Raw genomic sequence first — 250 nt, forward strand, 5'->3', positions numbered from 1 at the left:
TGGGCGATACGTTCGCCAGGTTGAATGGTGAAGCTGTCCTGACCACGGTTCCAAACGGAAATCATCAACTGGCCCTGATAGTCAGAATCGATCAATCCTACCAGGTTACCAAGCACGATACCGTGCTTATGTCCCAATCCGGAGCGCGGCAGCATCATTGCCGCCAGTGAAGGATCGGCAATATGAATCGCCAGCCCGGTCGGAACCAGCGTAGTGTCACCCGGAGCCAGTTCTACGGCGTCGTCGAGAC

1 protein-coding gene is annotated in these 250 nt (G+C 56.0%); it reads right to left on the reverse strand.

Annotated elements, in window-relative coordinates:
* Nucleotides 1–250, reverse strand: a 250-nt coding sequence (gene dut / locus SB756_RS33305) for a dUTP diphosphatase (protein ID WP_410913663.1), incomplete at both ends; no start/stop codon positions are given.

It is taken from the genome of Pseudomonas sp. SIMBA_068, from assembly GCF_046534705.1.
Taxonomy (GTDB): Bacteria; Pseudomonadota; Gammaproteobacteria; order Pseudomonadales; family Pseudomonadaceae; genus Aquipseudomonas; species Aquipseudomonas putida.